Raw genomic sequence first — 24,129 nt, 5'->3', positions numbered from 1 at the left:
TGTTGACACCCATCGAAGCCGGTGACAAGCTTCACTGTATCGATGGATGTCAAAGCAAAGGGCGTCGGGTCGCTGCCGCCGCATGGCTTTCCGGCCATGTCCTCTCCTGCCCAGCGCCCTCCCGCCCCCTCCTGCCGCCCCGAAAGGCTCAACCACCATGAGTACGACCACCGCTCTTCCCGTCGTCGTCATCGGAGCCGGTCCCATCGGGCTGGCAGCCGCCGCCCAGCTGCTGGAGCGCGGGCTGGAGCCGTTGGTGCTGGAAGCCGGGGCCGGCTCGGGCAGCGCGGTGCGCGAGTGGGGGCATGTCCGGCTCTTCTCCACCTGGAGCGAGGTCGTCGACCCGGCCGCGGAGAAGCTGCTGACCCCGACCGGCTGGATCCGCCCCGACGGGGCCGGCTACCCCTCGGGCGCCGACTGGGTGGAGAGCTACCTGCGGCCGCTGGCCGACGCTCTGGGCGATCGGGTCCGGTACGGCGCCCGGGTGACCGGCGTGTCCCGGGCCGGACGGGATCGCGTCGTGGACGCCGACCGTGCCGAGCAGCCCTTCACCGTCCACATCACCCGTTCCGGCGGGGCCGAGGAGCGGATCACCGCCCGCGCCGTCCTCGACGCCTCCGGCACCTGGTCGACCCCCGCCCCGCTGGGCGGCGACGGCCTGCCGGCGCTCGGCGAGCGCGCCGCCGCGGACCGCATCGCCTACCGCGTGCCGGACCTCGCCGACCCGGCCGTCCGCGCCCGGTACGCCGGCAGACGCACCGCCGTGATCGGCTCCGGTGCCTCCGCCTTCACCGCCCTGGCCTATCTGGCGGACCTCGCCGAGCAGGTCCCCGGTACCCACGCGGTCTGGATTCTGCGCCGTGGCCTCAGCGGCAGCACCTTCGGCGGCGGCGAAGCCGATCAGCTCCCCGCCCGCGGCGCCCTCGGTCTGCGCGCGAAGGCCGCCGTCGAGGCCGGCCACGCGGGGGCCGTCACCGGATTCCGTACGGCCGCTGTGGAGCGTGACGGCGAGCGGCTCGTGCTGGTCGGGGAGGACGGCACCCGTCTGGACCCGGTCGACGAGATCATCGGCCTGACCGGTCTGCGCCCGGACCTGTCGTTCGTCGGCGAACTGCGCCTCGGCCTGGACGAGCGCCTCCAGGCGCCCGCCGCACTGGCACCGCTGATCGACCCCAACGTCCACTCGTGCGGCACCGTCTACCCGCATGGCGTCAAGGAGCTCTCCCACCCCGAGGCCGGCGTCTACCTGGTCGGTATGAAGTCCTACGGCCGCGCGCCGACGTTCCTGGCCATGACCGGGTACGAGCAGGTCCGCTCCATCGCCGCATCGCTCGCCGGTGATCACGAGTCCGCCGAACGCGTCGAGTTGACGCTGCCCGAGACCGGAGTGTGCGGCGGAGCGGGTCTCTTCGACGAAGCCGAGGCCGCCACCGACGGCGGAGGCTGCTGCTCGGCCCCGGCCACCCTCCGGATCGGCACCGTCACCCCCATACGCACCGCGTCGGGCGGCTGCTGACGGGTGCGGCCCGGCGGCCGTACCCCGCCGGCCCTGGTGGGTGGCGCCGGGCTCATCGTTGCGCCATTCGGGTGTACCGGAGGGTGGGGCGGACCCGGCCGGCGCCCGACGGGGGAGTCCGGGGCGTGGCAGAGCGGTTGTGGCGCCAGGGCTCCGGGCCCACCATGAGGTAGTGGATTAAGGCGGAACTGTGCGATGGACGGAGCTGACGGGGTGGACTCCCGTGGACCCCTCGACGTCACGAGAGCAGCCACAGCGGTTCTCGACGCCCGAGGACGGGTCATCGGGTGGAGCCCGGCGGCGGCGGAGCTGCTCGGCTACGAGGCGCACGACGTGCTCGGGCGCCCCGCTGACGACCTGCTGGCGCGCCGTGCGGGCACCGGCGGGCGCGCCGGCCCGCCGGGGGCGGAGCAGAGCACCCGCAGCGCGGTTCTCCATCTGCGCCACCGGGACGGCCGCTCGCTGCGGATCGCCACGACGATGGTCCCGGTGTCCTCCGAAGGGTCCGGGCCGGCCTGGCTCTTCGTCGCCGCCGATTCGGAGGAGCTGGACCAGTGGGAGGCCCAGCAGGCGATGCTGCAGGGACTCGTCACCCGCTCCTCCGTCGGCCTCGCCATCTACAGCGCCGACATGCGGGTGGTGTGGATCAACGCCGAGCTGAAGCGCGAAATGGGCTCCACGCAGTACGTCGGCATGTCCCCGGACGAGATGCTCCTGGACGGCGAGGTTCTGTCCGAGGGGTATCCGCCCACGCTGGAACAGGTCATGAGGACGGTGTTCGCCACCGGCGAGCCCGTCATCGATCTGCACTACGGCGGCCGCGCGCCCGTCGATCCGGAGCACGACCGCGTCTGGTCGTGCTCCTACTACCGGCTTCAGGACACCCAGGGGAAATCCCTGGGCATGTGCGAGGAGTCGGTGGACATCACCGACCGTTACCGGGCCCAGCAGCGGCTGGCCCTCCTGGTGCGCGCCGGAGCACGCATCGGTACGACCCTGGACATGAGCCGCACGGCGCGGGAACTCGCCGAGGTCGCCGTCCCGCAGTTCGCGGACGCGATCACCGTGGACCTGCTGGAGGCGGTACTGGAGGGGGACCAGACCACGCCGGGGACCACCGCCGGACGGCGGCTGGTCCGGATGTGGGGAGACACCGGACGGGCCGGCGGGACGACGGGCGCGGGAGCCCCGCGACATTCGACACGCCGGCTGGTCGACTACCCACCGGCATCGGCCCAGGCCCGCAGCCTGGCCCTGGGCCGGAAGATTCTGGAGACCGGCCCGAACCCGCAGCACACGGCGCACGACGTGAAGGAGACTCCGGACGCGAAGGCAGCGCAGGAACCGCTGCTCCGCTCGTGTCTCGCCGTGCCGCTACGGGCCGGGCGCAGCCCGATCGGACTCGTCACGTTCTTCCGGAACCGGTACACCGACCCGTTCGACGACGGTGAGCTGGACCTCGCCGACGAGCTCGTCGCGCGCACCGCGGTCTGTATCGACAACGCCCGCCGGTTCACCCGTGAGCACACGGCCGCCCTCCGGCTGCAACGCAGCCTGCTCCCGCAGAGCCTGCCACCGCAGACGGCCGTCGAGCTGGCGTACCGCTATCTGCCCGCCGACAGCCGGGCCGGGGTCGGCGGCGACTGGTTCGACGTCATTCCGCTGTCGGGCACACGGGTCGGCCTGGTGGTCGGGGATGTGGTCGGGCACGGCCTGGGAGCCGCCGCCACCATGGGGCGCCTGCGCACCAGCGTCCGGGTCCTCGCCCAGCTCGACCTCGCCCCGGACGAACTCCTGACCCGGCTGGACAACCTGGTCGGCCAGTCCGCCAAGGAGTGGGCCGCGGTCAGGGGCGTGCGGGGTGGCGGGCCGGAGGACGACGAAGCCCTCGGCGCGACCTGCCTGTACGCGGTGTACGACCCGGTGACCGGACAGTGCAGCATGGCGCGCGCGGGCCACCCGCTGCCGGCCGTGGTCGACGCGGAGACCGGCCTCGTCAGCTATCCGGAGCTCCCCGCGGGCCCGCCCCTGGGACTCGGCGGCCTGCCCTTCGAGAGCACGGACCTGCAGCTGCCCGCAGGCAGCCTCATCGCACTCTTCACCAATGGTCTGGTCCAGTCCTCCGACCGCGACATCGACGCCGGGCTCGACCGGCTCGACGAAATCCTCGCCGAGCACCGGCGCCCCCTGGAGGAGCTCGCCGACCGGACCGTCTCGACGCTGCTCCCCGGTCCGTCGGACGACGACGCGGCCCTGCTCCTCGTCCGCACGCGAAGGCTCGACAAGTACCGGGTGGCCGTGTGGGAGCTGGCCGCCGACCCGGTCATGGTCGGCCGCGCCCGCGCCGCGGCCACCGGGCAGCTCGGCGAATGGGGCCTGGACGACGTCTCGTTCACCACCGAACTGATCGTCAGCGAGCTGGTCACCAACGCCATCCGCTACGCCGAGGGCCCCATCCTGCTGAGGCTCATCCGCGATCAGACCCTCATCTGCGAGGTCTCCGACTCCGGGCACACCTCACCCCATATGCGCCATGCGGCGAGCGATGACGAAGGCGGCCGCGGCCTCTTCCTCATCGCCCAGATGACCGAGCACTGGGGAACGCGCTACACGCCCACGGGCAAGACCATCTGGGCCGAACAGGATCTGCCGCCCGCGGACAGCGCGGAGCGGGCCGATCCGTAGTCCGCGGTGCGAACGCCGTCACGCCCTGCGTCAGCGGGCGATCGACTTCATCGGCGCGGGCCGGCGCAGCAGCCACTGCAGGAAACCGCGGCGGGGCGGCCTGGGCGGTCGCACCGTGATGCTGCCGCTGCGCACCTTCCCCGTCACATGGATACGCAGCCGGATCGGCGTCCCGGCGGAGACGTGTGCCCGATGGCGCACGCTGCCGCTGCTCACCGAGACCTCGTCGACGTCCACGAAAACGTCCGGCGGCACTATCAGGGTCACCGACCCGCTGCGCACCGACGCTTCGATCTCCAGGGTGGGCGACCCGATGACGGCACTGGTGAAGTCGAGAACGACGGAGCCGCTGTTGGACTCGATCTCCATCTGCCGGGGCACCGCCCACGTGCCCTCGCGCTTCGCGCTCGCGCTGTCGACCGCGATCCGCGACCTGTCCTTCGGGGCGGGGGAGGGGACACCGCCCGCCCACGACGGTCCGGTCGCCGGCAGATCCGTGAGCACCGCTTCGAGTTCTCGGTAAGTACGCGCCGTCAACGCCACTTCGAGCCGTTCGTCCAGCTCTTCGGCGGTCAACCGGCCGTCTCCCGCGGCGACGCGCAGCCGCTCCACGACCTGGTCCCGGTCTTCGTGAGACGCGCGCAGCTCGCCGTGATCGGGCACCAATTCACCGGACATGCCCACACTGTAGTGGGTGTCAGCCGAGGGGGCACGGGAGCCGGTCGGAGGGGCGGCGGTTCACTCGGTGGCGTTCAGAGCGTTCGCTGGACCCGGTAGCCGGCGAGGGCGGGATACGGCGAGGGAGAGAGGTCCCGGTGATGCGGAAGCTCGACGACCTCAGCGCCGCACCCCCGGACGAAGTCCATGACGGAGTCCGCCGTGCGGTCGTCGAGCGAGAACACCCAGCGACCGGGTATCAACACCGTGTCGATGGTCCCCACCGCGACCCGGGCGAGCAGCAGGCTCAGCTCCGGCCGCACCGCCCGGCAGGAGACGCCGTTGTCGAGGAAGATCTCCGGGGCGTGGTGGCCGAGCCGGTCGGCGTGCTCTTCGAGGGCGTGCAGATGGACTGCCATCCGCCACTGGTCGTACGGGTAGCAGCGCAGATAGGCAGCGGCCCGCGCCCGACCCCGATAGGTGTCCGCCGTGGACATGACCGCCTCCTCGTTCACCCGGGCGCCGGATTCACCGGAATCGCCGGAGCGGCCGGGTCCAGCGCTGGGACCTGTCCCACGACCCGCTACATACCGCCCATACTGGACGGCAAAAGTAGTTGTTGTCTATACCATTGGCGGTAAATCTTTTGTATAGGGGGGTCCTCGGGCGATGCGATCGCATCCAGGCCCCGGGCACGGACCGCCCGCACGGCCTGGATGCGGTCGGCCGCCCCCGGCCGGTGCTGTGGCAGGCTGCGAGGAGAAACCCGGCTCCCCGGACCGCCGTCTTCCGGGGCCGGACACATCACGGAGGTACGCCACGGTGAGCACAACGTCGGATCATTCGGGACACACAGTGACCTCGGCCGATCACCGCGTCGCCGTCGCGACCGAGACCGATCGGTTCGTGGCGGCGGTCAAGGGCGCCGACCTGGCGACCCCGGTGCCGAGCTGTCCTGGCTGGACGCTCGCCGACCTGGTCAAGCACACCGGGAGCGTGCAGCGCTGGTTCTCCGTCCTGCTGCGCCAGCAGGTCCAGGAACGACCGCGAAGCCGTGACGTCGAACTGCGGCTGCCCCCGACCGATGACGGCTACCCCGACTGGCTGACGGCGAGCGCGGCCGAGGCCGCGAACGCCTTCGCGGCCACCGACCCCGATGCCCCGATGTGGGTGTGGGGCGCCGACCACCACGCCCGATTCTGGGTGCGGCGGATGCTCTTCGAAACGCTGGTGCACCGCACCGACGCGGAACGCGCGCTGGACCTGCGGCCGGTGATCGACCGCGACCTGGCGGCCGACGGCGTCGACGAGTTCCTGACCAATCTGCCGTTCGCCGCGTCCTTCGCGCCCAAGGTGTCCAACCTGCGCGGCGACGGGAAGACCATCCGGTTCCAGTGCACGGACGTCAGCGGCAGCGGCAGTGGCGCCGGCAATGGCAACGTCAGCGGCAACGGTGACTGGCTGGTCCGCCTGCGGCCCGACGGCTTCGGGATCGATCCGCACCCCGCCGGGCCGGCGACGCCCACCGCCGACGCCACCGTGCGGGGCGCCGCAGCGGATCTGCTGCTGCTCCTCTACGGCCGGCTCGACCGTGCCGCGGACCTCTTCGGGATCGAGGGCGACGAGGAACTGCTCGCGCACTGGTTCGCCAACTCGGAGTTCTGAGACACCCGGACCCGGAACGTCAGGCGTTGCGGTCGGCCTCGGCCTCGGCCTCGCCCGATGCCAGTCGGCGGTGGATCTCCGTGGTCATGGCGTGGATGGCCCGCGTCAGCTCGGTGTTGGTCTTGAGCTCCAGCTCCTGCTCGACGAAGTCATGATCCGCCTTGGCCTGCTGGAACACGGCCTGCCGGTTCTGTCCGATCATGACGAACGTCGACAGGAAGATCGCCTCGAGCGATACGACGAGCGTCAACGTGGGCCAGGGGTTGGTCTCGACGACCAGCATCCAGACCACGAACGCGACGCCGTGGAGATAGACGAACATCATCGAGCCGGCGAACTTGGTGATCGCATCGGCGATGCGCAGCTGAAGGTCCGAAGAACGGCTGGCGCGGTGCGCGACGACAACCGGATGGTGCCGCGCCTGGTCGTCGGGCCTGCTCATCGGGATCTACCGCCTTCTGGGGGTCGTCGACCGGCGCCATGGCACCGGGTGAACTCGCTGCATGGTGTCAGACCCGCATCTCACGGCTGCCCGCCGAGCCGGGCGTGGAGCGGTCACCGAGGGTGACCGGCGCGCACTGAACGTTCGCTCCACCCTGCCGGCAACTGAGGACGTTCGGGACCCTGCGCGTCAGCGCCGCCTGGGCGAGGATGGGAGGGCAGGCAGGATCGATGGACAACCGAAGCACGACAACCGAAGCACGGACAACCAAAGCGGCGAAGCGCGACCACGTCTGCACACGTCGAAGACCGCGGAGCCGCGGAAACGGACAGTGCGATGTCCACCACACACTCCATTCTCGACCGGCTCACCACCGCACACCGTGACCGACTGCTGGCGTTGTCCACAGCGGTCGCCTTTCCCTCGGGCACCCGGATCTTCGACGCCGACCGGTCCGCCGAACGGTTCTGGATCCTGGACCGCGGCGAGGTGGCCCTGGACCTGCACGTCCCCGGGCGGCAGGCGGTCGTCGTGCAGACCGTCCCGGCGGGCGAACTCCTCGGCTGGTCCTGGCTGTTCCCGCCGTTCCGGTGGCAGCTCGGCGCACAGGCGCACACCGCCGTGCGGGCCAGGGAGTTCCCGGCGCCGGAAGTCCGTGAACTCTGCGCGGCCGATCCCGGACTGGGACACGAATTCGTCCTGCTCTGCGCCGAGGTCATCGGGGGCCGGCTGCACTCCACGCGCACCCGGCTGCTCGACCTGTACGGCCCGTTCGGCGAGTATCGCGACAGCTCCGTATCGGTGGGCGGTCTGGAAGACGACGGCTGACACCGCGCTGACACCGCTGGAAGTGGGGGCCGTTCGGCCCCCCGGATGTCCCCTATCGGCCCAAGAGGCGGGGTCGCACCGCGTCGCAGGGTAGGAGCGACGCCGGTTCGGCGCTTGCGGAGGAGATGGATATGCCTGGCATCAGCTCATCGACGCACCAGGACAGTTACCTTGACGATGCCGAAGTGGCGGCGCTGGACGCGCATTGGCGGGCGGCGAACTATCTGGCCGTTGGCCAGATCTACCTGATGGCCAACCCGCTGCTCACTGAACCGCTGCTCCCGGAGCACATCAAGCCCCGGTTGCTGGGCCACTGGGGCACTTCGCCCGGTCTCAACCTCGTCCACACCCATCTCAACCGGGTGATCAAGGCGCGCGACCAGGACACGCTGTGTGTGTGGGGGCCGGGGCACGGGGGGCCGGCGGTGCTGGCGAACACCTGGCTGGAGGGGACCTACAGCCGGACGTACCCGGACATCGGCCGGGACGCGGCGGGCATGGGGAAGCTGTTCCGGCAGTTCTCGTTCCCCGGCGGGGTCCCCAGCCATGTGGCGCCGGAGACCCCCGGATCGATCCACGAGGGCGGGGAGCTGGGCTACTCGCTCGCGCACGCCTACGGTGCCGCGCTGGACAATCCCGGTCTGCTCGTCGCCTGTGTCATCGGTGACGGGGAGGCCGAGACGGGACCGCTGGCCGCCTCGTGGCACTCCAACAAGTTCCTCGACCCGGTGAACGACGGAGCGGTCCTGCCGATCCTGCATCTGAACGGCTACAAGATCGCCAACCCGACCGTCCTGGCGCGGATCCCCGAGTCCGAACTCGACGACCTGATGCGCGGACTGGGCCATGAACCGATCCACGTCACCGGGGACGACCCGCTGCTCGTGCACCAGGCCATGGCCCGCGCCATGGACACCGCGCTGGACCGTATCGCGCTCATCCAGCGCACCGCCCGCGAGGAGGGCGGTGCGGAGCGCGCCCGCTGGCCGATGATCGTCCTGCGCACCCCCAAGGGCTGGACCGGTCCCGCGGAGGTCGACGGGCTTCCCGTCGAAGGCACCTGGCGCGCCCACCAGGTCCCGCTGTCCAACGTGCGTGACAATCCGGAGCACCTGCGCCAGCTGGAGGCCTGGCTGCGGTCCTACCGGCCGGCCGAGCTGTTCGACGAGCACGGCCGCCCGCGTGATCAGGTGCTGGAATGCCTGCCGGTCGACGAGCGAAGGCTCGGTGCGAGCGCGCACGCCAACGGCGGTCTGCTGCTGCGGGACCTGCCGATCCCGGCGCTCGAGCGGTACGCCGTCCCCGTCGACAAACCCGGCGCGACCCTCCACGAGCCCACCCGCGTCCTGGGCGACCTGGTGGAGACGATCATGGAGGACACCGCGGAGCGCCGTGACTTCCGGCTGGTCGGCCCGGACGAGACCGCGTCCAACCGCCTGCAGAGCGTCTACCGGGCCACCGGCAAGGCATGGCAGGGCGAGACCCTGGAGGTCGACGAGGACCTGGACCGGCACGGCAGGGTCATGGAGATCCTGTCGGAACACACCTGCCAGGGCTGGCTGGAGGGCTATCTCCTGACCGGCAGACACGGTCTGTTCTCCTGCTACGAGGCGTTCGTCCACATCGTCGACTCGATGGTCAACCAGCACATCAAATGGCTGCGCGTCTCGCGGCGGCTGCCCTGGCGCCGCCCCATCGCGTCGCTGAACTACCTGCTCACCTCGCACGTGTGGCGGCAGGACAACAACGGCTTCTCCCACCAGGACCCCGGCTTCATCGACCACGTCCTGAACAAGAGCCCCGAGGTCGTACGGGTCTATCTGCCCCCGGACACCAACACGCTGCTGGCGGTGGCCGACCACGTGCTGCGCAGCCGGGACTACGTCAACGTCGTCGTCGCAGGCAAGCAGCCCTGTTTCGACTGGCTCACCCTGGACCAGGCCCGCGCGCACTGCGCCCGCGGCGCCGGCGTCTGGGAATGGGCCGGCACCGAGGACGGCGCCGGCGAGCCCGACGTGGTGCTGGCCTGCGCCGGCGACGTGCCCACGATGGAAGTCCTGGCCGCCGCGCAGCTGCTGCGCACGCACCTGCCGGAGCTGAGGGTGCGGGTCGTGAACGTGGTCGACCTGGCCCGGCTGCTGCCGAAGGAGGAGCACCCGCACGGGATGCACGACGCCGAGTACGACGCCCTGTTCACCCGCGACCGGCCGGTCGTCTTCGCGTACCACGGCTACCCGTGGCTCATCCACCGGCTGGCCTACCGCCGCGCCGGGCACGCGAACCTGCATGTGCGCGGCTACAAGGAGGAGGGCACCACCACCACGCCCTTCGACATGGTGGTCCGCAACGACCTCGACCGCTACCGCCTGGTCATGGACGTCATCGACCGCGTCCCCGGCCTCGCCGTCCGCGCCGCCACCGTCCGCCAGGACATGGAGGACGTCCGACTGCGCCACCACGCCTGGATCCGCGAACACGGGGTGGACCTGCCCGAGGTCGCGGACTGGACCTGGAACGGCTGAAACCGGCCACACGGAACGCCCACCCGGAACGCGCACACGGAACGGCCACACGGAACACCCACACGGAACGTCCGCGCGGTGCCATCTGCAGAACCGGCCGCGCGGGCGGGGTGTTTTGGCGGAACGTCATACTTTCGTGTGAGACGACGCGGTACTCCGTATGGCCACCGGCCACTTGGGCATGACTGGGCCTGACCAACTGGCGCGCAAAATTGGAGGGGCGGCCCAGTGACTCAGCCGTTTGACCTGCCCGAGTTCTACATGCCGTACCCGGCCCGGCTCAACCCGCATCTGGAAGCGGCCCGTGAGCAGTCCAGGGTGTGGGCCCGGGGAATGGGCATGTTGGAGGGTTCAGGGATCTGGGAGCAGAAGGACCTCGACGCCCACGACTACGCCCTGCTGTGCTCGTACACCCACCCGGACTGTGACGCCGATGTGTTGTCGCTGGTCACCGACTGGTACGTGTGGGTGTTCTTCTTCGACGACCACTTCCTGGAGCTCTACAAACGGACACCGGACCGGGAGGGCGGCAAGGAGTATCTCGACCGGCTGCCGGCGTTCATGCCGATGGATCTGGCGGACGGCTTCCCGGAGCCGCAGAACCCGGTGGAGGCCGGGCTCGCCGATCTGTGGGCGCGCACCGTGCCGAGCATGTCGTACGCCTGGCGCGAGCGCTTCGCGGAGTCGACGCGCAACCTCCTCAACGAGTCCCTGTGGGAACTCGCCAACATCGACACGGGGCGGATCGCCAACCCCGTCGAGTACATCGAGATGCGGCGGAAGGTGGGCGGGGCGCCCTGGTCCGCGGGGATCATCGAGTTCGCGGCGAACGCCGAGCTCCCGGTCCCGGTCGCGGGGACCCGTCCGCTGCGCGTCCTCACCGACGCCTTCTCGGACGGCGTCCACCTGCGGAACGACCTCTTCTCGTACCAGCGGGAGGTGGAGGAGGAGGGCGAACTCAGCAACGGCGTCCTGGTGTTGGAGACGTTCCTGGGCTGCACGACCCAGGAGGCGGCCGAGGCCGTCAACGACCTGCTCACCTCACGGCTGCAGCAGTTCGAGAACACCGCGCTGACCGAAGTCCCCGCGCTCTGCGTCGAGAAGGGCCTGGATCCGGCGCAGTGCGCGGCCGTCGCCGCGTACGTGAAGGGGCTGCAGGACTGGCAGTCCGGCGGCCACGAGTGGCATCTGCGCTCCAGTCGCTATATGAACGAAGGCGCGGTCACCACCCCGAACGCCCTGTTCGGGGGAGCCGTCGGCCTGTCGGTCCTGGACATCAAGACGCTTTTCGGCCGGCCTGCCAAGGCCCGGCTGCGGAGCCACAGCAACGTGCCGCGCCGGCATGTCGGCCCTTCTCAACTGCCGGACTTCGACCTGCCGTTCACGTTGGCGGTCAGTCCCCACCTCGATCACGCGCGGAAGGAATCCATCGCCTGGGCCGGGCGGATGGGCCTGCTCGCCGACATCTGGGACGAGGACAAGCTCGCCGGCTACGACTTCGCCCTCTGCTCGGCCGGCCTCGATCCGGACGCCACGCGGGAGGAGCTGGAGCTCAGCGCGGAGTGGCTGACGTGGGGGACCTACGGCGACGACCTGTATCCGCTCGCCTTCGGCCGCACCCACGACCTCGCCGGCGCGAAGCTGTGCACCGACCGTCTCAAGGCCTGTATGACCGTTGAGGAACCGGCCGTCGGAGCCGCCCTGGCGGTCACCCCGATGGAACGCGGCCTCGCGGACCTGTGGGGCCGCACCGTCGTGCCCATGGACATGGACCAGCGCCGGGCCTTCCAGCGCACCATCGAGGTCATGCTGGACAGCTGGCTGTGGGAACTCCACAACCAGCACCAGAACCGCATCCCCGACCCCATCGACTATCTGGAGATGCGCCGGTTCACCTTCGGCTCCGACCTCACCATGAGTCTGAGCCGGATGCGGCACGGCAAGAAGCTGCCGCCGGGCATCTATGAGAGCGGCACGCTGCGCGCGATCGAGAACGCCGTCTCCGACTACGGATTCCTGATCAACGACGTCTTCTCGTACCAGAAGGAGATCCAGTACGAGGGAGAGATCCACAACCTCATCCTCGTCGTCGAGAACTTCTTCGACTGCGACTATCCGACCGCACTGAAGATCGTCGCGGATCTGATGTCGTCCCGGCTCGCCCAGTTCCAGCACGCGATGGAGCACGAACTTCCCGTGCTGTACGACGACTTCGACCTGGACGCCGAGGGCCGGGCGACGATGGACGAGTACATGAAGGAACTGCAGGACTGGCTCGTCGGCATCCTCAACTGGCACCGGGGCGCGCGCCGCTACTACGACGCCGACCTGCCGACCACCCTGCCCTACGGCGGCGTTCCGCACACACCCACGCCCCGGACCACCCTCCCGTCCGAGCCCTTGGCACTCCCGTCCCTGCCCTCTCCGGAAGGGCACGTCTGGGCCGCCCCGGGTGGCCTGGGCACCTCAGCCGCCCGGGTCTTCTTCCCGTCGCCCGCGGAGCAGGCCCACGACCGCGGCGCCCGACGCGGCGCCGTCTGAGACGCAGTCCGAGGCGCCGCACGGTTTCAGGGCCGCTTCTCGGCAGTGTCGACACTGCCGAGAAGCGGCCCTGCGCGGTAGAGCGTCATGCCAGGCGCCGTCCCCGGCGGCAGCGTGCTGTCGTTGGCCATCCCAACTCTCAACCCGGATCCCCGGCCGCGGATTCCCGTTCCGGATGTGATGATCACCGCACCTCTCCCGGCTTCCCGGCACGCTGACCGGGACCTCATAATCCGATCTCCGCAGTGCTGCCGGGACCGCCGGACGAAGACCGATGGAGAGGACCGCCCTTGCCCGCACGGACGATCACCGCCGAGGCCGCAGGTACTTGGAAGCTCGGTGACCTGACGGTCAACCGGATCGGACTCGGCGCGATGCGTCTGACCGGGAGTGCCGCGTTCGACCTCGGGACGCCGAGCGACCGGGACCGGTCGATCACGGTGCTGCGCCGGGCGATCGAGCTCGGTGTGAACCACATCGACACCGCCGCGTTCTACTTCTCGTCGCTGCGCTCCGCCAATGAGCTGATCAATCGGGCGCTCGCCCCGTACCCGGACGATCTGGTCATCGTCACGAAGGTCGGTCCGAGCCGGGACGCGTCGGGCGCGTGGCTGCCCTGGCCGACGCCGGAGCAGTTGCGCGGCCAGGTGGAGGAGAATCTGCGTCAGCTCGGACGGGACCACCTCGACGTGGTGAATCTGCGGATGAACGCACCCGGCCCGATCGCCGAGCACTTCGGGGCGCTGGCCGAGCTCCGCGACGCCGGTCTCATCCGTCATCTGGGCCTGTCGAACGTCCGCGCCGAACATCTCGCCGAGGCCCAGGCCGTCGCACCCGTCGTCTGCGTCCAGAACCGCTACGGCATCGACGCGCGGCGCCCGGGCGCCGACGAATTCCTGAACCTCTGCGGAGAGCAGGGGATCGCGTTCGTGCCGTTCTTCGCCATCGCCGGTGAAGGGCGCGATTCGGGAGCGACCGGTGCGGAGAACGCCCAGGTGCGCGCCGTCGCGGATGTGCACGGCGGGTCGTCCGCGCAGGTCCGGCTGGCCTGGACGCTCCAGCAGGGTTCGCATGTGCTGGCCATTCCCGGTACCGGCAATCCGGACCACCTCACCGCCAATGTGGCCGCCGGCGCGCTGCGTCTCACGGAGCAGGAGATGACGCTCCTCAACGCGCCCGACGCCGAGGCGTAACGGGTCCCGGTCCCGCGTGCCGGCCCCGCTCGCGTGCGCGAGCGGGGCCGACCCTGAGCCACCTGCTCAGCGGGTGGCCACCGAGGCCGAGGCCGTGACCGAAGCCGGGGCCGGGGCGTAGCCGGTGGGCCGGGTGGTGAACGTCCCCCGGCCCTGGGTCCGGCTGCGCAGTCGGGTCGCGTAGCCGAACAGCTCGGCCAGCGGCACGGCCGCGGTGATCACCGCCGTGCCCGCCCGAGTGGTCGAGCCCGAGACCCGGCCGCGCCGTGCGGCCAGATCACCGAGTACCCCGCCCACGGGGTCGTCGGGCACGGTGACCGTGACCTCGACCACCGGCTCCAGCAGCACCATCGCGCTGGCGCGCAGTGCCTCCCGGAGCGCGAGCCGGCCGGCCGTACGGAACGCCATCTCCGAGGAGTCCTTGGGATGGGTGGCTCCGTCGGTCAGCGTGACCCGCACTCCGGTGACCGGGTGACCGCCGAGGGGACCCTCGATCAGAGCGTCCCGGCAACCCGCCTCCACCGCCCGGACGTACTCCTGCGGAACCCGTCCACCGACCACGGCCGACCGGAACACGAACTCCACCGCGCTGCCGCCGCCTTCCTCGCCGACGGCATCAGCGGCTTCCAGCGGGTCCACGTCGAGGACGACATGGGCGAACTGGCCCGCGCCGCCGTCCTGCTTGACGTGCCGGTACAGCAGTCCGGTGACGCCGCGGGAGACCGTCTCCCGGTACGCCACCTGCGGACGGCCGACGCCGACCTCCAGACCGTGGGCGCGGCGGATCTTCTCCACCGCGACCTCCAGATGCAGCTCGCCCATGCCCGACAGCACCGTCTGACCCGTCTCGGTGTCGGTCCTGACCACCAGCGAGGGATCCTCCTCGACCAGCCGCACCAACGCCGACACCAACCGGTCCGTATCGGTGCTCCTCCGCGCCTCGACCGCTACGGAGACGACCGGGTCGGCCGTCGTCGGCGGTTCGAGGACCAGCGGAGCCTCGGGTACGCACAGGGTGGCTCCCGCACGGGCGGCCTTCGGCCCGATCACCGCGACGATGTCCCCGGCCACCGCCTGGTCCAGCTCCGCGTGCCGGTCGGCCTGCACCCGGAGGATCCGGCTGATCCGCTCGGAGCGCCGCGCGCCCACGTCCATCACCGTGTCTCCCTTCCGGATCGTTCCCGAGTACACCCGCAGACAGGTCAGCCGCCCGGTGGACGTCGACGTCACCTTGAACACCAGCGCCGCGAACGGCGCCGAAGGATCGGCGGCCCGCTCCTCCTCCGTGCCGCGCAGGGTGCCGCGCACCGCCGGGACGTCCAGCGGCGACGGCAGATAGGCCCCGACGGCGTCGAGCAGCGGCTCGATACCGCGGTTGCGGTAGGCCGCACCGCACAGCACCACAACGCCCTCACCGGTACGGGTCAGGTCGCGCAGTGCCGCGGCCAGCGTCGGCGCGGAGATCGTCGACTCGGTACAGAACTCCTCCAACGCGAGCGGGTGGAGTTCCGCCACCGCCTCCTCGAGCAACCGGCGGCGCCGGCGCGCCTCTTCGAGCAGGGCCTCGGGTACCGGGCCCTCCTCGAACGTGTCACCGTCGCCGGCCCAGACCAGCGCGCGCATGCGGAGCAGATCCACCACCCCGGTGAACCCGTCCTCCTTACCGATCGGCAGCTGGACCACCAGCGGAGCCGGATGCAGCCGCTCCCGGATCGACTCGACGGCCGCGTCGAGATCGGCGCCGACACGGTCCAGCTTGTTGACGAACGCGATCCGCGGTACGCCGTGCCGGTCGGCCTGCCGCCACACCGACTCGCTCTGCGGCTCGACCCCGGCGACGGCGTCGAACACGGCGACCGCGCCGTCGAGGACGCGGAGCGAACGCTCGACCTCGTCGGAGAAGTCCACATGGCCGGGCGTGTCGATCAGGTTGATCCGGTGTCCGTCCCACGCGCAACTCACCGCGGCGGCGAAGATGGTGATGCCACGGTCGCGCTCCTGGGAGTCGAAGTCGGTGACGGTCGTCCCGTCGTGCACCTCGCCCCGCTTGTGGGTGGCACCGGTGAAGTACAGGATCCGTTCGGTGACGGTGGTCTTTCCAGCGTCGACGTGGGCCAGGATGCCCAGATTACGGACGGCGGTCAGCGGATTGACGGGTTGACGATGCAGGTCGGTACGCACGGCCCATGGCCTTTCGGGGTGATCCTTGGAACGGGTCGGCGCGATTCCGGACGAAGACGGCCTGCGGCTGCGGCCAGGTCAGGCCGCAGGGAACCCCCTGACGCGGCACACCGCATCGGGACGTACCCGCCCGGCGGTTCACCACAGGGCGGGACGAGTGCGGGGTCGGCGCAGGGGTCAGGCGTTCGTCACGGACATCCAGTGGCAGCCGCGCAGCCGGCACTGGGGGCACGAAGACACCAGGATCACCTCGTACCGTGACTGGGGAACAACGACAGCGGTGCGGTAACGCACGACCGGTCTCCCCTCACGTGTCACGGTGCGCGCCGCGATGACGAAGACGTGGCGGCGCGCGATTCGTTGCGAGTGTAGTGAACCGGGGTGCGGATGGGGAACCGGATTTCGGAAGTGAGCAGCCCGGAAGCCGGGACCTGCCGGGACGAGGACGAGGACTAGGCCGTCCGTCCGATGGCGTCGAGGACCTGCTCCGCCACCTCGGGGCGGTGCTCGCGCAGGTCAAGAGTGCCGCTGGGGTTGCTGACGGCGTTGGTCACGAGCAGCTTCATCACGGCCCAGAGCGGATCGGCCTGTCCCGTCAGGGTGAACCGCTGCCCGTCGGGACCGATCACCACGGCCGGGCTGACCCCGGCGAGGAGGTTGGTGCGCTCCCAGTCGATGTCGTGCGACCTCCCGTTCGGGCTGACGCGGACGACGACGTCCTTCGTACGGTGCAGCAGGGCCAGATAGTTCATCGGCACCGTCAGCTTGCGCCGGACGTCGAAGGGGGCGCCGCCGTCCTCAGGGCGGATGCGCAGGATCGTCTTCACCACCGGGCCGTCGCTCTGGAAGGTCGTCGTGCCCCGGATCTCGAGGAACCGGGCACGGGCCAGCTGCCCTCCTCTGCGCGCCCAGCCCCTGCCGACCTGGCCGAACGCTCCCTTCTCACCGGGGAGTTCGTCGACCACCCAGGTCGGCCCCTCGCCCGGCGGGGCCGGGCGGACCCGGTCCGCCACGGTGGCGCATGCCCGCTCGGCCAGCCCCGCTATGCGTGCCGCCACCGCGGGTTCGAGCCGCTGGAGAACGACCGTGTCGACGACCAGAGCGATCCCGCCGGCAGCGCGCGAGATCTGCATCTGTTCCATCAGGAGGTCGGGACGGCCGGTCAGATCGACGCTCCGGCCGTCGAGACCGAGCACCTTGCAGGTTCTGGCACCGGACAGCAGGGCGCTGCGCGGCCAGTCGACGCCCCGCACCGTGCAGCTGTCCGGATCGACGTAGACGGCGAGGCGTCCCGCGGTGACGGCGGCCAGACACAGCGGTTGTACCCGTACGTCGTCGGTGGTCTCGAAGGAGTCGATCCCGTCACCGCGCACCAGGAGCTTCAGCCGGATCAGGGGCTTGACCTCGGTGGGGTCGACGTCGCCGGCGTAGTGCACGAAGCTCGCCTCCGTGTCGGGGGTGTACGACACGAACGTCGCTTCCAGCACATCGGCCCTGGCCAACCGGCCTTGCCGGATGCTGTCGTCGGCGCGCGGCGCCCACAGGGCGAACGCATCGTCCTCGTGGTGGCCCGCGTCCTTGAGGAGGTCCCCGCGGGTGATCCGTGGGAAGTCCGCCCGCGCGAGACGCTTCGCCGAGAAGGGTACGGACAGGGCACCGAGCAGCCCCAGGCCGAGGGAAGCGGCCGACAACCTCCCGTCGACTCCGGGGCCGGCTGCGGCCACGGCGATGAGGAGGGCCACCGGCACCGAGAGATTGATGAAGAGGGCGAGCACGAAGTTTCCGACGTACCGACGGGCGTAACCCGGCATGGCCCCTCCTCCGTTGAACGTCTGCCCCTTGATACCACTGACGGGCGGACCTGCCACGGGGAAGTCCCGTCGAACTGTGCCTAGGAGCGTGCCAGTTCACGCAGCGCCATGCGCGCCGCCGGCGCCCGACCGGTATGTGCCTCCCAGTACGGATGCGTGGACACCTGGACGGACAGCCGGTGCAGACGGCGGCGCAGCGCCGTGGTCTGTGCGGCGGTGCTGCTACTGGTGCGGTCGGCGAGCTGGCCGTACACGGCGTACCACTCGCGCTGTGCTTGCAGGAGGTCGTGGGGGAAGGAGTACATCACCCGGTAATTCAAGCACGTGTTCGAATTAGAGCGCAGCGGCGACTCCGGTGATTTTTTCCGGACCGGCCCGGCCGGCGCCCCGCCGCCCGTGCTCCCGCCCACCCCGCCGGGCGGCGTGCACAATCGGAAGGGTCGGAACGTTGCCACTTTCTGAGGAGTCACGGATGAACAGCGCGGAGCTACTGGCCGATGCCTTCGGCCGAGTCCAGGAAACCGTCCACGGCGCCGTCGAAGGACTCAGCGCGGACGAGCTGTCCGTGCGGCTCGACGGGGAGGCCAACTCGATCGCCTGGCTGGTGTGGCATCTGACGCGCATTCAGGACGATCATGTCGCCGACCTGGCGGGCACCGAGGAGATCTGGACCGCCGAGGGCTGGTTCGACCGCTTCCAGCTGCCGTTCTCCACCGGAGCCACCGGTTACGGCCAGCGCGCCGACGACGTGGCCGCCGTCCGTGTGGACACCCCGGCGCTGCTTCTGGGCTACTACGACGCCGTTCACGAGCACACCGTCGGCTACGTGCGAGGGCTCGGTGACGCCGACCTCGACCGCGTCGTGGACGAGGCCTGGACCCCGGCGGTGACGCAGGGAGTACGCCTCGTGAGCGTCATCTCCGACGACCTGCAGCACGCGGGCCAGGCGGCCTTCATCCGTGGCGTGCTGCGGCGGCGCTGACCTTCCGGGCCACCGTGTCCGCCCGGTCCGTCCCCCAGAGGTGAGTCAGCTTTTGGCGTCGGCGATCTTGGCGAACCAGCTCTCGGTCTCCGCCGCGTCCAGCACGCCTTCCAGCACGAGCTCGCCGGGCATGCCGGGGAAGAAGCGGCCGGCGGGCCACCCCCGTGAGTACGGCGGCGGGTCGAGCACCAGGAGCCGCACGCCGTCCACGACCGGGACGTCGGACGGCGTGCCCTCGTTCCAGATCCATGTCCCGTCAGGTGCGGCCAGGTTGAACGCACCGGTCGTGGGCACCTGGCCCGGGGCGTTCCGGCACACGGCGACGGCCTCGGGGGTGGGCGCCTCGCCGGGGACGTACCCGGCGCCGACCAGTTCGGCGGCCAGCAGGGTGTGGAGCTGGAAGTTGTCGCCGAGCCCGCTCATCCGCATCCGGTAGCCGGACCGGCTCTCCCGGTGCAGGACCACCAGCGGCTCGTCGTCGAGGACGAGCAGCGCGTAGCTGAGGCACTTCAGCTCGTCGCCGCTCGCCTCGGCGAGGCGGCGGGCGGCCGCGACCAACTCCTGACGTCCGTTCACCTGGGCCCGTACCGCCCGGTGGTTGAGCATGGCGACCGTGGCCATCTCCCACTGCGGCAGCGACCACCACGCCTGGGCGGCGTCCGCACCGACCCGGTCGACCACCGCGGCGTCCGGGCCGCTCCCGTCGGCGTGCGGCAGGTCGCCGCCGCCGGTGGCGTCCCACCGCTCGACGAACTCCGCCGCGCCGGCGAGTGCCTTCCCCAGCTCCGTGAGGACCGCCGGAGCGCACCCGGCGGGATCGGCGCCGCGCTCCACACAGGCACCCACGACGACCGCGATCACCGAACGGGGACCGGCCGGCACGTCGGGCAGGAGCGCGGCGAGCCGCGGTGCGGCCGCGGCGAGTTCGGCGTCGTCCGCCCGCTGGAAGGACTGCTGCAGCTTCCCGAAGGACTTCTCCGACGCCCGGGAGTCCTGTGCGCGCACCGCGGCCTCGAAGGCGGCGACGGCGGCGGTGAAAGTGGCTCGTGCGAATATCACTCGCGCACCCTACCGGCCCGGTCGGACCGTACGACCGGGCCGGTAGGGGAGCGGGGACGGAGCTCGGCGGGGGCTCAGCAGTGGTAGGCGGGGCCCTTCTGCTTGGTGAGGTTGTCGTTGGACATCCAGCCCGCGGTCTTGGTGCCGTCGATCCGCACGTACGTCCAGGTGTGGCCGTACGCGTTGAGGATGAAGCAGTGGTAGAAGACCTTCGCTCCCGACGTGACCGCCGCGACGTCCGGGCATACCGCGTACGGGCCGGTCGTGAGGTGGAAGCTGCCGGTCATGTAGCCGTAGGTGCCGGGATGCGGGTCCTGGTGGGTCCATCCGGTGCAGCTCTTCGACACCGCGCTCGCCGACGTGGTGGGGGCCGCCGGCGACGACGGTGCGCCGCCGGCCTTGCTGCCGGAGGCGGACGGGCTGCCGGCGTCACCCGGGCTCGCGCCGCCGGACTGCTTCGCGGGCTTTCCGGACGTGCGAGGGGAGGACGCGGACGCTCCCGGGGACTTCGAGCCGGCCTTCTTGCCGGTCTTCCCACCGGCCTTCTCGCCCGCGATGTTGGCCTCGCCCTGGGGGGTTCCGCTGGAGCCGGCGGCGTGGTTCTTCGACCCGCCACCACCGCCCGAATCACCCGTTCCCACCAGGGCGTACGCCAGTCCGCCGCCGGCCAGGACGACGGCGGCGGCCGCCGCCGCGACGGTGACCCGGCCGCGGTTGCGACGGCGCGAGGGGAGCGGCTCGGTGCGCCGTTCCCTGCCACCGGCGGGGGAGACGAGAGGACCGCCCGAGCCGCCCAGGCCGGCGGACGGCCGATAACCGGCGACTCCGGGCTGCGGCGCCGCCTCCGCGGGAGAGGCGGCGGGCGCGACCGGCCGGCCGGCGGACGCGTTACCTGCTCCCGCGCCCGCCGGAGGCACCGGCCGGCGCAGCGGAGCAACTCCGGCCACGGACGCGGGCGGCACACTCGTGCCGCTCCCGGCGGCGACCGCCTCCAGCATCCGGCGCGCCTGATCGGCGGACGGGCGGTCCGCCGGTTCCTTGGCCATCAGGGCGAGGAGCACCGGCGCCAGCGGACCGGACTGCCGGGGTTCCGGCAGTGGCTCCCCGACGATCGCGTTGAGCGTGGACCAGACGGAGGTCCGGCGGAACGCCGACCCGCCCTCCACCGCCGCGTAGAGCGTCATGCCGAGCGCCCAGATGTCCGAGGCGGGGCCGGGCTCCTGGCCCTTGGCGCGCTCCGGCGCCAGGAAGTCGAGCGAACCGACGATGACCCCGTCCTGGGTCAGCTTGGTCAGCGCGCCCTCGTCGGGGGCTTCCACGCTGGCGATGCCGAAGTCGGTGAGCACCACCCGCCCGCTGCGGTCGAGGAGCACATTGCCGGGCTTGACGTCCCGGTGCAGCACCCCGGCCCGGTGCGCCGCGTCGAGCGCGTGCATCACCTTGGCGCCGATCGCGGCGGCCTCGCGGGGATCCATCGCGCCGTTCTCCATCAGCACGCCGTCGAGCGAGGGACCCTCGATCAACTCCATGACGATGACCGGCAGGCCCTGCTCCTCGGTCACGTCGTGCACGGTGATGACACCGCTGTGACGGATACGGGCGGCGGCCCGCGCCTCGCGCTGCATCCGGGCCCGGAGATCGGCCAGTTCGGGTCCTGACGCGTCGTTGTACGCGCGCAGGACCTTGACCGCGACCTCCCGGCCCAGCACCTCGTCCACCGCGCGGCAGACGACGCCCATGCCGCCCCGGCCCAACTGCGCCGTCACCCGGTAACGCCCGGCTATGACCGTACCGACCAGCTCGCCGCCGCTCGTGTCCCCCGTCGTCACCCTTGCTCCGTCCCATCCTGGTTCAATTCCGTCGCGCGTCGTCCGGCGGTCTCCCGGCTGTTTTCCGGCGGTCTTCCGCATCCGCGACGTGGCGGGCTCCAGGGTAGGGGGTGAGGTCAGGGGCGGTGGCCGCCGGGTCGTCGTCAGCCCATCCGGCCTGCATCCGCCCTCAGGTCCGCTGGTGCCGGCACCGTCGACGGTGCGTCAGGGATAATAACAAGCCCTGTGGCTCTCTGTTGTCGTCGAGGAAAAGACAGAACAGGCGGCGGGGAGAGGGGGACTCACGGTCGCGCCCAGGAGGATCCTCAGCGCGGAGCCACTGCGTAGAACTGCAGCGCAGAGCCGCGGCGCGGAACTACAGCTGTGATGCGACGTGTTGGTCCTCGGCGGCCCGGCGCAGCTGTTCCATCTTCGGGGGCAGGAGCCGTCCCAGCTCCTCGTACCGGGACCGCCCCGCACGGTAGGAGGTGACCAGTCCGTTCTCCTCCAGCGGCATCCCGGCCGGCCGCAGGGTGGCCCGGCCGTCGTCGTCCAGGGTGCCCGCGTGGTTCATGCGGAGGCTGACCCACAGGCGAGTGGTGCCGTGCGCGTGGCTCATCAGATCGGCGCGCAGTGGCAGCCACCGGTCGAGTGCCGCCCGGCTCAGGTCCGACAGCGGCAGCCACTCGCTCTCGGTCGCGACGCCGGTGCCGTGCTGCGGTTGCCGCCGCGAGTGGATTCCGGTGTGCGGGCGGGTCTGGTCGGCGGTGAGATGCGTGACGCGCTGCCCGGCCAGTTCGCCGGACCGCGAGCGGGTGTCGAGCAGCAGGGCGAGTACGGCGGTCAGCCGGATCCGGCCGGGGGAGAGGTGGCCGGCGAGGTCGCGGTCGAGCTGCCGCCGCAGCGCGGCCAGCTGACCTGACTCGGGGGTGGGCCGCAGGATGGGGGTGCCGCCGCCGAGCGGCAGCCGTGGCAGGCCCAGCGCCTGCCGGGCGAGGTTCAGACAGTCGTAGCGGGCCTGGTTGGTGGGCGGGGAGGTCGGCGGGCGCCGTCCGCCCACGAGCCGGTGGCGCAGCGCGCCGGACTCGGCGAGGCGCAGGTAGCTGTCGAGCGTCCCGGTCTCCAGCAGCCGTCGCAGGCTGCGCCGGGCCGCAACCGGCAGCGCGTCCCGGGCCAGTGCCGCGGCGAGTTCCCGCCGCACCATGCCCAGTTGGCGCCGGCGGGCTTCTCCTATGCCGGGCAGTGCGGCGAGCAGCGTGTCGAGTGCGGTGAGGGAGGGGTAGCCGGGCACCCGTCGATTGTCGCGCACCGATGCCGGGGGCGGATCCCGTCCGGGTCCGCCTTCCGCTGTCGTGTGCGCGTGAGTATGGGTCCTCGACCGTCCTGGGTGCACCTCCCGGGCACACGTCCTGGACGCAGACGTCCGGGCCGACGAGGCGCCGGAATGGGGCCACGACGCCGGCCCGGGTGGTTCACCACTGGGTGATGGCACCGCTTGGCGCCACCCGGCGACAACCTGGCGCCATAAGCTCTCGCTGCCTCTTTTGCGCCCTTGACCTGCAACGACGTACCCGTCTGTCGCTTCTGGGTCATGCCCCGCGCTACAGGTGACGCCAATGCGCTTGCCAATGGCGCCATAGTGGTGCCACTATTGCGTCATGGACCTCACGCCGTACGTCGAAACGCTCCGCAGGGAACTGGCGGTGGCCGCCGAAGCCGGGGGTGACGAAGCCCGCGAGCTTGCCGAGCGGCTGACCGCGCCGCTGGAGTCGGCCACCCGTCTGACCATGCTCAATGTGCTGTCCGCCGCCATGGCCGAGGTCACCCGTGAACTCGCCCCCGGCTCGGTCGACGTACGACTGCGCGGTCTCGACCCCGACTTCGTGGTGGTGCTGCCGCAGCACGAGGACCGGAGCGAACCCCTCGGCGCACCGGCGCCCGCACCGGCCCCGGTCCCGGCCGACACGGACGAGGGCGGCACGGCGCGCGTCAATCTGCGCCTGCCCGCCCACCTCAAGAACCGCGCCGAGGACGCCGCGGCACGGGAGGGCCTCTCGGTCAACGCATGGCTCGTACGTGTCGTGTCGGCCGCGGTCGACTCGGGCGACGCCGCCACCCCCCGTACCCCCGGGAAGACCAGGACCGTCGGACAGAGCTTCACGGGCTGGGTGCACTGACCGAACCCGCACGCCTACCCGCACGAGTATCCGCACGCATACCCGCACGAAAACCCAAGACG

18 protein-coding genes are annotated in these 24,129 nt (G+C 71.1%); 9 read left to right on the top strand and 9 right to left on the bottom strand.

What is annotated here, in order from left to right; all coding sequences use genetic code 11:
• Positions 1-157 precede the first annotated feature (157 nt).
• A complete protein-coding gene (locus LNW73_RS02560) occupies positions 158-1,516 on the top strand; it encodes an FAD-dependent oxidoreductase (RefSeq protein WP_250988690.1) in 1,359 nt (452 codons plus the stop codon).
• Between the two features lie 195 nt (positions 1,517-1,711).
• Complete coding sequence (locus LNW73_RS02555; RefSeq protein WP_250988689.1) at positions 1,712-4,201, top strand: SpoIIE family protein phosphatase; 2,490 nt, start codon at positions 1,712-1,714, stop codon at positions 4,199-4,201.
• 30 nt (positions 4,202-4,231) lie between these two features.
• Here LNW73_RS02555 and LNW73_RS02550 read toward each other — a convergent pair whose 3' ends face one another.
• Entirely contained in the window at positions 4,232-4,879 is a 648-nt protein-coding gene (locus LNW73_RS02550) for a DUF1707 domain-containing protein (RefSeq protein WP_250988688.1), read from the bottom strand.
• Positions 4,880-4,953: 74 nt separating this feature from the next.
• Complete coding sequence (locus LNW73_RS02545) at positions 4,954-5,355, bottom strand: hypothetical protein (RefSeq protein WP_250978913.1); 402 nt, start codon at positions 5,353-5,355, stop codon at positions 4,954-4,956.
• 358 nt (positions 5,356-5,713) lie between these two features.
• Here LNW73_RS02545 and LNW73_RS02540 point away from each other — a divergent pair, with 358 nt between their 5' ends.
• Positions 5,714-6,523, top strand: a complete 810-nt coding sequence (locus LNW73_RS02540; protein ID WP_250988687.1) for a maleylpyruvate isomerase family mycothiol-dependent enzyme — start codon at positions 5,714-5,716, stop codon at positions 6,521-6,523.
• A 19-nt stretch (positions 6,524-6,542) separates the two neighbouring features.
• Here LNW73_RS02540 and LNW73_RS02535 read toward each other — a convergent pair whose 3' ends face one another.
• Entirely contained in the window at positions 6,543-6,965 is a 423-nt protein-coding gene (locus tag LNW73_RS02535; protein ID WP_250988686.1) for a DUF1003 domain-containing protein, read from the bottom strand.
• Between the two features lie 336 nt (positions 6,966-7,301).
• Here LNW73_RS02535 and LNW73_RS02530 point away from each other — a divergent pair, with 336 nt between their 5' ends.
• The 4 genes from LNW73_RS02530 (at position 7,302) to LNW73_RS02515 (ending at position 14,049) form a co-directional block, all read left to right on the top strand.
• Positions 7,302-7,793 (top strand): Crp/Fnr family transcriptional regulator, encoded by a 492-nt coding sequence (locus tag LNW73_RS02530; protein WP_250988685.1) that lies wholly within the window; start codon positions 7,302-7,304, stop codon positions 7,791-7,793.
• Between the two features lie 131 nt (positions 7,794-7,924).
• Entirely contained in the window at positions 7,925-10,315 is a 2,391-nt protein-coding gene (locus LNW73_RS02525; RefSeq protein WP_250988684.1) for a phosphoketolase family protein, read from the top strand.
• A gap of 228 nt (positions 10,316-10,543) precedes the next feature.
• A complete protein-coding gene (locus tag LNW73_RS02520) occupies positions 10,544-12,856 on the top strand; it encodes a terpene synthase family protein (protein WP_250988683.1) in 2,313 nt (770 codons plus the stop codon).
• 290 nt (positions 12,857-13,146) lie between these two features.
• On the top strand, positions 13,147-14,049 hold the full coding sequence (locus LNW73_RS02515) for an oxidoreductase (RefSeq protein ID WP_250988682.1): 903 nt from the start codon (positions 13,147-13,149) through the stop codon (positions 14,047-14,049).
• A gap of 66 nt (positions 14,050-14,115) precedes the next feature.
• On the opposite strand, the gene fusA is transcribed toward LNW73_RS02515, so the two are convergent.
• The 3 genes from fusA to LNW73_RS02500 form a co-directional block, all read right to left on the bottom strand.
• A complete protein-coding gene (gene fusA / locus LNW73_RS02510; RefSeq protein ID WP_250988681.1) occupies positions 14,116-16,230 on the bottom strand; it encodes an elongation factor G in 2,115 nt (704 codons plus the stop codon).
• Between the two features lie 452 nt (positions 16,231-16,682).
• On the bottom strand, positions 16,683-18,041 hold the full coding sequence (locus LNW73_RS02505; RefSeq protein ID WP_250988680.1) for a hypothetical protein: 1,359 nt from the start codon (positions 18,039-18,041) through the stop codon (positions 16,683-16,685).
• A gap of 80 nt (positions 18,042-18,121) precedes the next feature.
• The gene (locus LNW73_RS02500; RefSeq protein ID WP_187145353.1) at positions 18,122-18,346 is read right to left on the bottom strand and encodes a hypothetical protein; all 225 of its coding nucleotides are present in this window, start codon (positions 18,344-18,346) and stop codon (positions 18,122-18,124) included.
• A gap of 167 nt (positions 18,347-18,513) precedes the next feature.
• Between LNW73_RS02500 and LNW73_RS02495 the strand changes: the two genes are divergently transcribed.
• A complete protein-coding gene (locus LNW73_RS02495; RefSeq protein ID WP_250978922.1) occupies positions 18,514-19,023 on the top strand; it encodes a mycothiol transferase in 510 nt (169 codons plus the stop codon).
• A gap of 45 nt (positions 19,024-19,068) precedes the next feature.
• Here LNW73_RS02495 and LNW73_RS02490 read toward each other — a convergent pair whose 3' ends face one another.
• The 3 genes from LNW73_RS02490 to LNW73_RS02480 all read right to left on the bottom strand — a co-directional run bounded on the left by LNW73_RS02490 (position 19,069) and on the right by LNW73_RS02480 (position 23,181).
• A complete protein-coding gene (locus LNW73_RS02490) occupies positions 19,069-20,082 on the bottom strand; it encodes a hypothetical protein (RefSeq protein WP_250988679.1) in 1,014 nt (337 codons plus the stop codon).
• A gap of 74 nt (positions 20,083-20,156) precedes the next feature.
• Complete coding sequence (locus tag LNW73_RS02485; RefSeq protein WP_250988678.1) at positions 20,157-21,911, bottom strand: serine/threonine-protein kinase; 1,755 nt, start codon at positions 21,909-21,911, stop codon at positions 20,157-20,159.
• Positions 21,912-22,266: 355 nt separating this feature from the next.
• Positions 22,267-23,181 (bottom strand): hypothetical protein, encoded by a 915-nt coding sequence (locus LNW73_RS02480; protein WP_250988677.1) that lies wholly within the window; start codon positions 23,179-23,181, stop codon positions 22,267-22,269.
• Between the two features lie 367 nt (positions 23,182-23,548).
• Here LNW73_RS02480 and LNW73_RS02475 point away from each other — a divergent pair, with 367 nt between their 5' ends.
• Complete coding sequence (locus LNW73_RS02475) at positions 23,549-24,067, top strand: hypothetical protein (RefSeq protein ID WP_250988676.1); 519 nt, start codon at positions 23,549-23,551, stop codon at positions 24,065-24,067.
• The last annotated feature ends 62 nt before the right edge of the window (positions 24,068-24,129 follow it).

The organism is Streptomyces sp. RKAG337, from assembly GCF_023701715.1.
Taxonomy (GTDB): domain Bacteria; phylum Actinomycetota; class Actinomycetes; order Streptomycetales; family Streptomycetaceae; genus Actinacidiphila.
The sequence above is the reverse complement of the archived record's forward strand: the minus strand, read 5'-3'. Positions and strand labels throughout refer to the sequence as shown.